Annotated in this window: 14 protein-coding genes and 1 tRNA gene; 6 read left to right on the plus strand and 9 right to left on the minus strand. The window is 64.2% G+C overall.

What is annotated here, in order from left to right:
* The first annotated feature begins 98 nt into the window (after positions 1 to 98).
* The 6 genes from ACEOAB_RS28005 to ACEOAB_RS28030 are packed head-to-tail and all read left to right on the plus strand — an operon-like array spanning position 99 to position 7,030.
* Positions 99 to 2,474 carry a bifunctional salicylyl-CoA 5-hydroxylase/oxidoreductase gene (locus ACEOAB_RS28005; protein ID WP_413749355.1) on the plus strand — a complete coding sequence of 792 codons (2,376 nt, stop codon included), beginning with the start codon at positions 99 to 101 and terminating at the stop codon, positions 2,472 to 2,474.
* Position 2,475: 1 nt separating this feature from the next.
* Complete coding sequence (locus ACEOAB_RS28010) at positions 2,476 to 2,958, plus strand: MarR family winged helix-turn-helix transcriptional regulator (protein ID WP_413749356.1); 483 nt, start codon at positions 2,476 to 2,478, stop codon at positions 2,956 to 2,958.
* On the plus strand, positions 2,955 to 3,809 hold the full coding sequence (locus ACEOAB_RS28015) for an enoyl-CoA hydratase family protein (protein WP_056592798.1): 855 nt from the start codon (positions 2,955 to 2,957) through the stop codon (positions 3,807 to 3,809). The genes ACEOAB_RS28010 and ACEOAB_RS28015 overlap by 4 nt, the downstream gene beginning before the upstream one ends.
* Before the next feature lie 4 nt (positions 3,810 to 3,813).
* Positions 3,814 to 5,007 carry an acyl-CoA dehydrogenase family protein gene (locus tag ACEOAB_RS28020; protein ID WP_413749357.1) on the plus strand — a complete coding sequence of 398 codons (1,194 nt, stop codon included), beginning with the start codon at positions 3,814 to 3,816 and terminating at the stop codon, positions 5,005 to 5,007.
* 5 nt (positions 5,008 to 5,012) lie between these two features.
* Positions 5,013 to 6,635 carry an AMP-binding protein gene (locus ACEOAB_RS28025; protein WP_413749358.1) on the plus strand — a complete coding sequence of 541 codons (1,623 nt, stop codon included), beginning with the start codon at positions 5,013 to 5,015 and terminating at the stop codon, positions 6,633 to 6,635.
* Entirely contained in the window at positions 6,632 to 7,030 is a 399-nt protein-coding gene (locus ACEOAB_RS28030; RefSeq protein ID WP_056516702.1) for a RidA family protein, read from the plus strand. The genes ACEOAB_RS28025 and ACEOAB_RS28030 overlap by 4 nt, the downstream gene beginning before the upstream one ends.
* 136 nt (positions 7,031 to 7,166) lie before the next feature.
* Here the strand turns inward: ACEOAB_RS28030 and ACEOAB_RS28035 are convergent.
* The 9 genes from ACEOAB_RS28035 to rplO all read right to left on the minus strand — a co-directional run bounded on the left by ACEOAB_RS28035 (position 7,167) and on the right by rplO (position 12,394).
* Positions 7,167 to 7,243 (minus strand) — tRNA-Met (locus ACEOAB_RS28035).
* Between the two features lie 18 nt (positions 7,244 to 7,261).
* Positions 7,262 to 7,660 carry a 50S ribosomal protein L17 gene (rplQ, locus tag ACEOAB_RS28040; RefSeq protein ID WP_009124828.1) on the minus strand — a complete coding sequence of 133 codons (399 nt, stop codon included), beginning with the start codon at positions 7,658 to 7,660 and terminating at the stop codon, positions 7,262 to 7,264.
* Positions 7,661 to 7,751: 91 nt separating this feature from the next.
* Positions 7,752 to 8,741 carry a DNA-directed RNA polymerase subunit alpha gene (locus tag ACEOAB_RS28045; protein WP_009124827.1) on the minus strand — a complete coding sequence of 330 codons (990 nt, stop codon included), beginning with the start codon at positions 8,739 to 8,741 and terminating at the stop codon, positions 7,752 to 7,754.
* 142 nt (positions 8,742 to 8,883) lie between these two features.
* Entirely contained in the window at positions 8,884 to 9,507 is a 624-nt protein-coding gene (gene rpsD / locus ACEOAB_RS28050; protein WP_009124826.1) for a 30S ribosomal protein S4, read from the minus strand.
* Positions 9,508 to 9,637: 130 nt separating this feature from the next.
* Complete coding sequence (gene rpsK / locus ACEOAB_RS28055; RefSeq protein WP_009124825.1) at positions 9,638 to 10,042, minus strand: 30S ribosomal protein S11; 405 nt, start codon at positions 10,040 to 10,042, stop codon at positions 9,638 to 9,640.
* A 12-nt stretch (positions 10,043 to 10,054) separates the two neighbouring features.
* A complete protein-coding gene (rpsM, locus tag ACEOAB_RS28060; protein ID WP_013544105.1) occupies positions 10,055 to 10,420 on the minus strand; it encodes a 30S ribosomal protein S13 in 366 nt (121 codons plus the stop codon).
* Between the two features lie 23 nt (positions 10,421 to 10,443).
* Positions 10,444 to 10,557, minus strand: a complete 114-nt coding sequence (gene rpmJ, locus ACEOAB_RS28065; RefSeq protein ID WP_013544106.1) for a 50S ribosomal protein L36 — start codon at positions 10,555 to 10,557, stop codon at positions 10,444 to 10,446.
* 64 nt (positions 10,558 to 10,621) lie between these two features.
* On the minus strand, positions 10,622 to 11,935 hold the full coding sequence (gene secY, locus ACEOAB_RS28070; protein WP_009124822.1) for a preprotein translocase subunit SecY: 1,314 nt from the start codon (positions 11,933 to 11,935) through the stop codon (positions 10,622 to 10,624).
* Between the two features lie 27 nt (positions 11,936 to 11,962).
* Positions 11,963 to 12,394, minus strand: a complete 432-nt coding sequence (gene rplO / locus ACEOAB_RS28075; protein ID WP_126748522.1) for a 50S ribosomal protein L15 — start codon at positions 12,392 to 12,394, stop codon at positions 11,963 to 11,965.

Raw genomic sequence — 12,394 nt, forward strand, 5'->3', positions numbered from 1 at the left:
CATGACTGCCCTTGTCGGCCGAAGCCGCGACCCGCGCGCCGGATGGCCGTTACGAATCGGCATTGACAGCAAATCGTTTATGTCTAAACTATTGAACCATGAACAGCCTCAGCACGGTCAAACCCGCTCCCGCCTCGGACCTCCAACGCATCCTGTGCATCGGCGGCGGGCCGGCGGGCCTGTACTTCGCCCTGTTGATGAAGGCGCGCAACCCCGCGCTGCAGATCACGGTGGTGGAACGCAACCGCCCCTTCGACACCTTCGGCTGGGGCGTGGTGCTGAGCGACCAGACGCTGGGCAACCTGCGCGCGGCCGATGCGCCAACCGCGGCGCTGATCGGCAACGAGTTCCATCACTGGGACGACATTCAGGTCTTCTTCAAGGGCCGCCAGGTGCGCTCGGGCGGCCACGGCTTCTGCGGCATCGGCCGCAAGCGGCTGCTGAACATCCTGCAGGAGCGCTGCCTGGCACTGGGCGTCGACCTCGTGTTCGAAACCGACGCCACGGACGACCAGGCGATCGCCGCCAAGTACAACGCCGACCTGGTTATTGCCAGCGACGGCCTCAACAGCCGCATCCGCCAGCGCTACGCCGACGTGTTCAAGCCCGATGTCGACCTGCGCAACTGCCGCTTCGTGTGGCTCGGCACGCACCAGACCTTCGACGCCTTCACCTTCGCCTTCGAACAGACCGAGCACGGCTGGTTCCAGGCCCATGCCTACCAGTTCGACGACAAGACCTCGACCTTCATCGTCGAGACGCCCGAGGCCGTGTGGAAGGCTCACGGCCTCGACCAGATGGAGCAGCCGGAGGCCATCGCCTTCTGCGAGAAGCTGTTCGCCAAGTACCTGGGCGGCCACCCGCTCATCAGCAATGCCACGCACCTGCGCGGCTCGGCCAACTGGATCCGCTTTCCGCGCGTGGTGTGCGAGCGCTGGACGCACCGCATCGACGTCGAAGGCCGATCGGTGCCCGTGGTGCTGATGGGCGACGCCGCGCACACGGCGCACTTCTCGATCGGCTCGGGCACCAAGCTTGCGCTGGAAGACGCGATTGACCTGGCCAACGAGTTCGCGCAGGGCGGCACGGTCGACCATGTGCTCGAAGGCTACGAGGCGCGCCGCAGCGTCGAGGTGCTGAAGATCCAGAACGCCGCGCGCAACTCCACCGAGTGGTTCGAGAACGTGCCGCGCTACACGGGCATGCAGATCGAGCAGTTCGCCTACTCGCTGCTCACGCGTTCGCAGCGCATCAGCCACGAGAACCTGCGCGTGCGCGACACGCAATGGCTCGGCGGCTACGAGCAGTGGCTCGCAGGCGGCAAGGCGATGGCGCCGATGCTCATGCCGTACAAGGTGCGCGGGCTCACGCTGAAGAACCGCATCCTCGTGTCGCCGATGGCCACCTACAGCGCGGTCGACGGTGTGCCGCAAGACTTCCTGCTGGTGCACCTGGGCGCCCGCGCGCTCGGCGGCGCCGCGATGGTGTTCGTCGAGATGACGAGCCCGACGCCCGAAGGCCGCATCACGCCGGCGTGCACGGGCCTGTACAACGACGCGCAGCAGGCCGCATTCAAGCGCATCGTCGATTTCGTGCACACGCAGTCGAGCGCGAAGATCGCGATGCAACTCGGCCACAGCGGCCCCAAGGGCTCGACCCGCGTGGGCTGGGAAGGCACCGACGAACCGCTCGAAAGCGGCAACTGGCCGGTGCTCGGCGCGAGTGCCGTGCCTTACGGCGAGCAGAACCAGTTGCCCGCGGCGATCACCCGCGCCGAGATGGACACGCTGCGCGAGCAGTTCGTAGCCTCCACCCGCCGCGCCGCCGAATGCGGCTTCGACTGGCTCGAGCTGCATTGCGCGCACGGCTACCTGCTGTCGGCCTTCATCAGCCCGCTCACCAACCTGCGCACTGACGAATATGGCGGCGACATCGAGGCGCGCTGCCGCTACCCGCTCGAAGTGTTCCGCGCCATGCGCGCTGTGTGGCCCACCGACAAGCCGATGAGCGTGCGCATCTCCGCGCACGACTGGGCGCCCGGCGGCAACACCGATGCCGATGCGATCGTGGTCGCGCGTCTTTTCAAGGAAGCCGGCGCCGATTTCATCGACGTGTCGTCGGGCCAGACCACGCGCGCCGCGAAGCCGGTGTACGGGCGCATGTACCAGACGCCGTTCTCGGACCGCATCCGCAACGAGGTCGGCATCTCGACTATCGCCGTGGGCGCCATTACCGATGCCGACCAGGCCAACAGCATCATTGCCGCCGGCCGCGCCGACCTTTGCGCCGTGGCCCGTCCGCACCTCGCCGACCCCGCGTGGACGCTGCACGAGGCCGCAAAGCTGCAGAGCCGCGACGTCGATTGGCCCAAGCAATACCTGAGCGGCCGCGACCAGATGTACCGCGAGATCGCGAAGCAGCAGCAGATGGCCGCGGCTGCGGTGACGGCACAGAACAACGAGGAGACGCACTGACATGGACCTCGAAGCCCGCGCGCACAGCGAACACCCCGAGGCGCTGCGGCTCTGGCTGCGGCTCCTGACCTGCACCCAGCTCATCGAGAAGCAGGTGCGCAACGAACTGCGCTCGCAGTTCGCCACCACGCTGCCGCGCTTCGACCTGATGTCGCAGCTCGAGCGCTCGCCCGAGGGCCTGAAGATGAACGAGCTCTCGCGCCGCATGATGGTGACGGGCGGCAACGTGACCGGCATCACCGACCAGCTCGTGGCCGAAGGGCTGGTCGAGCGGATCAACGTCGAGGGCGACCGGCGCGCCTGGCGCGTGCGGCTCACCGCGCGCGGGCGCAAGCTCTTCAACGAGATGGCGCAGCAGCATGAAGACTGGATCGTCGAGGCCTTCGCGGGCCTCAGCGGCAAGGAGATCGCGCAGCTCCACAAGCTGCTCGGCAAGGTCAAGCAACACTCACACAACCAACTATTGATGGCGGAGACCGAATGAAGCACTACATCGGCGCAGGCAACCCCATGCGCGCGCAATTCGAGGCGAAGGCGGCCTACAAGGCCGAGCACTTCGCGTGGAGTTTTGAAGCCGGTGTCGGCACCATCACGCTGAACCGGCCCGAGCGCAAGAACCCGCTGACCTTCGACTCGTACGCCGAACTGCGCAATCTGTTCCGCGCACTGGCCTACGCCACCGACGTGAAGGTCATCGTCGTGACCGGCGCGGGCGGCAACTTCTGCTCGGGCGGCGACGTGCACGAGATCATCGGCCCGCTGACCGGCATGCGCATGCCCGAGCTGCTGGAGTTCACGCGCATGACGGGCGACCTGGTGAAGGCGATCCGCGCCTGTCCGCAACCGATCGTCGGTGCCATCGACGGTGTGTGCGCCGGTGCTGGCGCGATGATCGCGCTGGCCTGCGACCTACGCTACGGCTCGCCCGCCACTCGCACCGCGTTCCTGTTCACGCGCGTGGGCCTAGCCGGCGCGGACATGGGCGCGTGCGCACTGCTGCCCCGCGTGATCGGCCAGGGCCGTGCGTCGGAACTGCTGTTCACCGGCCGCGCCATGACCGCGCAGGAAGGCCACGCCTGGGGCTTCTTCAACGCCCTGCACGAAAGCGATGCATTACTCGAAGCCGCCACCAAGGTGGCGCGCGACCTGGCCGAAGGCCCGACCTTCGCGCATGGCATGACGAAGACCATGCTGTCGCAGGAATGGTCGATGACCATCGATCAGGCCATCGAGGCCGAGGCGCAGGCGCAAGCGATCTGCATGCAGACCGAAGACTTCAAACGGGCGTACGAGGCCTTCGCGGCCAAGCGCAAACCCGTGTTCGGCGGAGATTGACGCGATGATGACCAAAGCACCCGCACCGCCGTCGACCGCGCACCTCGCGCTGCCGTTCTTCGACAATGCGCACCGCGCACTGGCCGATGGCCTGCTGCCCTGGGCCTCCGCACAGGAAGTGGACGAGCACGACGACCGCGCGGCGTGCCGGGACTGGGTGAAGCGGCTCGGCGACGGCGGCTGGCTGCGCTATGCCGTGCCCGGCAGCGCTGGCGGTGCGCTCGAGCGCCTCGACTCGCGCGCACTCGTGCTGCTGCGCGAGACGCTCGCCTTCCATTCGCCGCTCGCCGACTTTGCCTTCGCCATGCAGGGCCTCGGCAGCGGTGCGATCACGCTCGCCGGCACGCCAGAACAGCATGCAAGCTACCTGACGGCCGTGGCGAAGGGCAGCAAGATCGCGGCCTTCGCGCTCAGCGAACCCGAGGCAGGCTCCGACGTGGGTGCAATGGCCATGCGCGCCGAAGCGACCGCCGACGGCTGGCGCCTGAACGGCGAGAAGACCTGGATCAGCAACGGCGGCATCGCCGATTTCTACTGCGTGTTCGCGAAGACCGATCCCACGGGCGGCACGCGCGGCATCACGGCCTTCATCGTCGACGCGACGACGCCCGGTCTCGACACCTCCGCGCACATCGACGTGATGGCACCGCATCCGCTCGCCACGCTGCGCTTCGAGAACTGCATCGTGCCGCGCACGGCGCAGCTCGGCGAACTCAACGGCGGCTTCAAGCTCGCGATGCGCACGCTCGACATCTTCCGCGCTTCAGTGGCGGCGGCAGCGCTCGGCATGGGTCGTCGCGCACTGGCCGAAGCCATCTCGCATTCGAAGAGCCGGCGCATGTTCGGCCAGACGCTCGCCGACTTCCAGCTCACGCAGGCCAAGCTCGGCGAGATGGCTGCGCTGATCGACAGCGCGGCGCTGCTCACCTACCGCGCCGCATGGATGCGCGACGACGCCGAGCAACGCGGCGCACCCGCCGTCGGCGATGTGTCGACCGCTGCCGCGATGGCCAAGATGTGCGCCACCGAGAACGCCAGCCGCGTGATCGACATGGCACTGCAGATGCACGGCGGCCTCGGCGTGAAGGTTGGCACGAAGATTGAGAGCCTCTACCGCGACATCCGCTCGCTGCGCATCTACGAAGGCGCGACGGAGGTTCAACAACTGATCATTGGCAAATCCGTTCTGCGGGGATAAACACCGTGTCTGCCCAAGTCGACCGCTTCGTTCACGACCGCCTGCCGCCCGCCGAGCAGCTGCCCGTCTTTCGCTACGACCTGCCCGAGCTGCAGTTGCCCGACCAGCTGAACCTGGTCGAGGAACTGCTCGACAAGGCTGCGGCGAAGGGCTTCGGCGACAAGCCGATGCTGCGTTCACCGCAGGGTACGCTGACATATGCGCAGGCCGCCATCGAGGTCAACCGCATCGCGCAGGTGCTGACCGAAGATCTCGGACTCGTGCCGGGAAATCGCGTGCTGCTGCGCGGCGGCAACTCGGTGGCCATGGCGCTGTCGTGGCTCGCGGTGGTGAAGGCCGGACTGATCGCGGTGGCGACGATGCCGCTGCTGCGCGCAAAGGAGCTGGGCGACATCATCGAGAAGGCGCAGCCCGTTGCTGCGCTGTGCGATGGCCGCCTGCTCGACGAACTCGCGATCGCGCAGCGCGAGCACCCCGTGCTGGCCACGGTGATCGCATTCAACAAGCCCGATGCGCCGGACTCGCTCTCCGCGCGCGCAGCGAAGAAGAGCGGCGTGTTCACGGCCTGCCCCACGGCTTCCGACGACATCGCGCTGCTGGCCTTCACCTCGGGCACCACGGGCAAGCCGAAAGCGCCCGTCACCACGCACCGCGACGTGCTCGCGATGTGCGAGACCTGGCCGCGCCATGTGCTGCGCGCGCGCAGCGACGACATTGTGATCGGCTCGCCGCCGCTGGCTTTCACCTTCGGGCTCGGCGGGCTGCTCGTGTTCCCGATGTGGGCCGGCGCTTCGGTGTACTTTGCCGACGCGCCGTTCACTCCCGAAGGGCTGGTGAAGCTCATCAACGAGGTGGGCGCGACGATCTGCTACACGGCGCCGACCTTCTATCGCCAGATGGCGCCCTTCGTGAAGCAGCACGGCATGCCCAGCCTGCGCATCAGCGTGAGCGCCGGCGAGGCGCTGCCCGACGCCACGCGCCAGCTGTGGAAGGAAGCCACCGGCATCGAGATGCTCGACGGCATCGGCGGCACCGAGGTGTTCCACATCTACATCTCCGCCGCGGGCGCCGACGTCCGCCGCGGCGCGGTGGGCAAGGTGGTTCCTGGCTTCACCGCCAAGGTGGTGGACGACGAGGGCAACGAAGTGCCGCACGGCACGGTCGGCAAGCTCGCGCTGCAAGGTCCCGTGGGCTGCCGCTATCTCGACGATCCGCGCCAGACCGGCTACGTGAAGAACGGCTGGAACTACCCAGGCGATTCTTTCGTGCAGGACGACGACGGCTATTTCTTCTACCAGGCGCGCGCCGACGACATGATCATCACAGCCGGCTACAACGTCGGCGGACCGGAGGTCGAAGACGCGCTGCTCAAGCACCCGGCGGTTGCCGAGTGCGGCGTGATCGGCAAGCCCGACGCCGACCGCGGCATGATCGTGAAGGCATTCTGCGTGCTCAAGCCAGGGCACGAAGGCGATGCGGCCCTCGTGAAGGCGCTGCAGGACCATGTGAAAGCGACGATCGCACCGTTCAAATACCCGCGGGAGATCGAGTTCGTCGCGGTGCTGCCGCGCACCGAAACCGGCAAGCTCCAGCGATTCAAACTGAGACAACTCAACACCACACCATGATCAACAAACTCCTGCAGCCTGAAGGCTGGCTGCCTCCCAAGGGCTATGCAAACGGTGTCGCTGCGCGCGGCACGATGCTGTTCGTCGGCGGCCAGATCGGCTGGAATGCACAACAGCAGTTCGAGTCGGACGACTTCATCGAGCAATGCGGCCAGGCGTTGCGCAACATCGCCGAGGTGCTGCGCGCAGGCGGCGCAGGCCCCGAGCACATGGTGCGCATGACCTGGTACGTGACGGACCGCGACGAATACAGCCGCCGGCTCTCCGAGCTCGGGCCCGTCTATCGCGACGCGATGGGCCGCAACTTCCCGGCCATGACCTGCGTGCAGGTGGCGGCGCTGGTCGAGCATCGCGCCAAGGTGGAAATCGAAGTCACGGCAGTCGTTCCCGATTGATCGGGCGGCAGCGGCAGCGCTGCACGCACCGGCAAAGGCCGGCGGAAATAGAAATGCCCTCTTCGCGAGGGCATTTCTTTCTTCAATTCATCGACAAAAGAAAAAGGCCCTTTGAAATTCAAAGGGCCTTTTAAATTGGTTGCGCGAGCAAGATTTGAACTTGCGACCTTTGGGTTATGAGCCCAACGAGCTACCAGGCTGCTCCATCGCGCGGCAAGATGGAATTATAACTTATTCTGCAGCGCTTTGCTCGGCTGCTTCTTCTTTAATTTCAGCACGGTCGACCAGTTCGACGAGTGCCATCGGAGCATTGTCGCCCACGCGGAAACCCATCTTCAGGATGCGGGTGTAGCCGCCCGGACGCGCTGCGAAACGCGGGCCGAGTTCGCCGAACAGCTTGACGACGCTGTCGCGGCTGCGCAGGCGGTCGAAGGCCAGGCGCTTGTTGGCGAGCGTGGGCTTCTTGGCGAGCGTGATCATGGGCTCGATGACGCGGCGCAGTTCCTTGGCCTTGGGGACCGTGGTCTTGATGACTTCGTGCTCGATGAGCGAATTCATCATGTTCTGCAGCATCGCAAGGCGGTGCGAGCTGGTGCGGTTGAGTTTGCGGAGTCCGTGTCCGTGACGCATGGTGCTTTCCTTTACTTTATAAAAACAGGCAGCCGTATCAGGTACTGCCCGGTGCACTGGCCCTTTCAGGGGCCAAATTCAAAAATTCAAATCAACGCTTGTCGAGGCCGGCCGGCGGCCAGCTTTCGAGCTTCATGCCCAAGGTCAGGCCGCGCGAGGCGAGCACTTCCTTGATTTCGTTGAGCGACTTGCGACCCAGGTTCGGGGTCTTGAGCAGCTCGTTTTCGGTGCGCTGGATCAGATCACCGATGTAGTAGATGTTTTCGGCCTTCAGGCAGTTGGCCGAACGCACCGTCAGTTCGAGTTCGTCGACAGGGCGCAGCAGGATCGGATCGAATTGCTGTGCGCTGCGCGGTGCGGGTGCATCGAATGCAGCGAGTTCGCCACCTTCGAGCTGTGCAAACACGGCGAGCTGTTCAACCAGGATTTTAGCCGAAGCGCGCACGGCGTCTTCGGCGGTGATCGCACCGTTGGTTTCGATTTCGACCAGCAGCTTGTCCAGGTCGGTACGCTGTTCAACGCGGGCGCTTTCGACCGTGTAGCTCACGCGCTTGACGGGCGAGAACGAGGCGTCGAGGACGATGCGGCCAATCGACTTGGTCGGCTCGTCGGCGTAGCGGCGCATCGTGCCGGGCACGTAGCCGCGACCCTTTTCAACCTTGATCTGCATGTCGAGCTTGCCGCCTTGCGACAGGTGCGCGATCACGTGGTCGGGGTTGATGATCTCGACGTCGTGCGGGGTCTGGATGTCCGATGCGAGGACCGGGCCTTCGCCGTCCTTGCGCAGGCTCAGCGTGACTTCGTCGCGGTTGTGGAGCTTGAACACCACGCCCTTGAGATTCAGCAGGATGTTGACGACATCTTCCTGCACGCCGTCGATCGACGAGTACTCATGCAGAACGCCGGCGATCGTGACTTCGGTGGCCGAGTAGCCCACCATGGACGACAACAGAACGCGACGCAGCGCGTTGCCGAGCGTGTGGCCATAGCCGCGCTCGAAAGGCTCGAGCGTCACCTTGGCCTTGTTGGCAGCAAGTTGCTCGACCTGGATGGTCTTGGGTTTCAGCAGGGTGGTTTGCATGCAGACTTCCTCTCAATACCCCCGGCTCGTTACACCGGTAAGGCTGGTGAAGCACCTGATCCGCGACGAAGCGCGGAGCAGGAACGTGAACAACAATATCAATCTCCCGCCGGCGCGAATGCGCCAAGGCGGGTAGAAAAAATCAACGCGAATACAGTTCGACGATCAGCGATTCGTTGATGTCGGCTGCGAATTCGTCGCGATCGGGCACCTTCTTGAACGTGCCTTCGGCCTTGTCGGCGTTCACGTCGACCCAAGCCGGAATACCGACTTGCTGGGCGAGTTGCAGCGCTTCGACAATGCGGTTCTGCTTCTTCGACTTGTCGCGCACGGCAATCACGTCACCGGTCTTGACCAGGTACGACGGGATGTTGACCGACTGACCGTTCACCGTGATCGCCTTGTGCGACACGAGCTGACGCGCTTCGGCGCGGGTCGAGCCGAAGCCCATGCGGTAGACGACGTTGTCCAGGCGCGATTCGAGGATGAACAGCAGGTTGGCGCCGGTGTTGCCACGACGACGATCGGCTTCTTCGAAGTAGCGGCGGAATTGCTTTTCCAGCACGCCGTACATGCGCTTGACCTTCTGCTTTTCACGCAGTTGCAGGCCGTAGTCGGAAGTGCGCTGACCCGAGGTGCGACCGTGCTGGCCGGGCTTGGAGTCGAACTTGGCCTTGTCCTGGATCGAACGGCGGGCGCTCTTCAGGAACAGGTCGGTGCCTTCACGGCGGGAAAGTTTGGCCTTGGGGCCGAGGTAACGTGCCACGATTCTTCCTTTGTGTATCTGCCGCAGTTGCCTGCGGGAGCCACTTGCGAAACGCGAGTGGCGGTGGGCTTAGATAAAAAACAAATGCGCAGCCGCTATTCAAAGCCGGCTGCGCCTTGCGGACTGACGATCAGATGCGACGACGCTTCTGGGGACGGCAGCCGTTGTGCGGAACGGGCGTCACGTCGGCAATGGAATTGATCCGGATGCCGAGCGCAGCCAGCGCGCGCACCGACGATTCGCGACCGGGGCCCGGGCCCTTGATCTCGACGTCGAGGTTCTTGATACCTTGTTCGACAGCAGCACGGCCGGCCACTTCGGAAGCGACCTGCGCAGCGAACGGGGTCGACTTGCGCGAGCCCTTGAAGCCCTGGCCACCCGACGAAGCCCACGACAGGGCGTTGCCCTGGCGATCGGTGATCGTGATGATGGTGTTGTTGAACGAGGCATGCACGTGGGCGATGCCGTCCGCAACGTTCTTGCGAACCTTCTTGCGAACGCGCTGTGCGGCGTTGTTTGCAGGTGCTTTAGCCATGCTTGTCTATCCTTATTTCTTCAGGGACTGCGCTGCCTTGCGCGGACCCTTGCGGGTGCGGGCATTGGTGCGCGTGCGCTGGCCGCGCATCGGCAGGCCGCGACGGTGACGGAAGCCGCGATAGCAGCCGATGTCCATCAAACGCTTGATGTTCATCGTCGTCTCGCGACGCAGATCGCCTTCGATGGTGAACAGAGCGATCTGGTCGCGGATCTTCTCGAGATCGGCGTCGGTCAGATCCTTGATCTTCTTCGAATATTCGATGCCGCTCGCTTCGCAGATCTGACGGGCGCGGGTGCGACCGATGCCGAAGATGGCGGTCAGGCCGATTTCAGCGTGCTTGTGCGGCGGAATGTTGATGCCAGCAATACGTGCCATGTGCGTCCTCTAATACTCTTCAATCAACCCTGGCGCTGCTTGTGGCGCGGGTCGGTGCAAATCACACGCACCACACCTTTACGGCGGATGACCTTGCAATTACGGCAGATGGTTTTGACCGAAGCCGAAACTCTCATTTCATTCTCCTAAAACTGTTTAACGTGGCGGTCTACCGCCCGGACTCAATACTGCAACACAGCCCTACGATGTCTTGAAGTTCGCCTTCTTCAGCAGCGATTCGTACTGCTGGGACATCATGTAGTTTTGCACCTGGGCCATGAAGTCCATCGTGACGACCACGATGATCAGCAGGGAGGTACCACCGAAGTAGAACGGCACGTTGTACTTCAGGATCAGGAACTCGGGCAGCAGGCAGACGAAGGTGATATACACCGCGCCGGCCAGCGTCAGGCGAACCAGAATCTTGTCGATATAGCGAGCGGTCTGGTCACCCGGGCGAATGCCAGGAATGAATGCACCACTCTTCTTCAGGTTGTCGGCCGTTTCCTTGCTGTTGAACACGAGTGCCGTGTAGAAGAAGCAGAAGAAAACGATCGCGGCGGCGTACAGCAGCACGTAGATCGGCTCGCCCGGACGCAGTGCGCCGGCAACGTCCTTGATCCAGCGGAAACCGCCTTCACCGGTGCTGAACCAGCCAACCACCGTTGCGGGCAGCAGGATGATCGACGAAGCGAAGATCGGTGGAATCACACCGGCCATGTTCAGCTTCAAGGGCAGGTGCGACGATTGGCCGCCATAGACCTTGTTGCCGACCTGGCGCCGCGCATAGTTCACGAGGATCTTGCGCTGGCCGCGTTCGACGAACACCACGAAGTAGGTCACCAGAACCACAACCGCGATGATGAAGAGCGCAATGATCGGGTTCATCGCACCGGTCGTCACCAGCGAAGCCAGGCCGCCGATGGCGTTGGGCAAACCGGCCGCGATACCTGCAAAGATCAGGATCGAGATGCCGTTGCCCAGGCCGCGTTCGGTGATCTGCTCGCCGAGCCACATCAGGAACATCGAACCTGCCGTCAGGCTCACCATGGCGGTCAGGCGGAAGCCGAAACCGGGGGCGATGACCAGACCGGCCGACGACTCGAGGGCCACTGCGATGCTGAACGACTGGAACAGTGCCAGACCCAGCGCGCCGTAGCGCGTGTACTGCGTGATCTTGCGGCGGCCGGCCTCGCCTTCCTTCTTCAATTGCTCGAAGGTCGGAAGCACGTAGGTCATCAGCTGCATGATGATCGACGCCGAGATGTACGGCATGATCCCCAACGCGAACACGGTGAAGCGCGACAGCGCACCGCCCGAGAACATGTTGAACAGGCTCAGAATGCCGCCCTGCTGGCCCTGGAACAACGCCGCCAGCTGGTCCGGGTTAATGCCCGGCACAGGAATGTGCGCGCCAATCCGGTAGACCACGAGCGCGAGCAGCAAAAAGACGAGCCGACGACGGAGGTCGCCGAACTTGCCTGTTTTTGCGATCGTTGCCGCGTTAGTTGCCACGAAGAACTTCTTTCAGTCCGATGGTGATCAGGCGATGCTGCCGCCGGCTGCTTCGATAGCAGCCTTGGCGCCAGCCGTTGCGCCCACGCCCGTCAGCTTGACGGCCTTGGTGAGTTCACCGGTCTTGACGACCTTGACGACCTTGGCGAGCTGGCCCACGAGGCCGGCTTGCTTCAGCGCCAGGATGTCCACTTCAGCCAGGCCGAGCTGCTCGAGGGCAGTCAGCGTGACTTCGGCGTTGAACTTCAGCAGGTGCGACTTGAAGCCACGCTTCGGCAGGCGACGCTGCAGCGGCATTTGACCGCCTTCGAAGCCGACCTTGTGGAAACCGCCTGCGCGCGACTTCTGACCCTTGTGACCGCGGCCTGCGGTCTTGCCGATGCCGGAGCCGATACCGCGGCCGACGCGACGCTTCGCGTGCTTGGCGCCGGCTGCCGGCTTGATGCCATTGAGTTCCAT

The organism is Variovorax sp. Varisp53 (assembly GCF_059491555.1).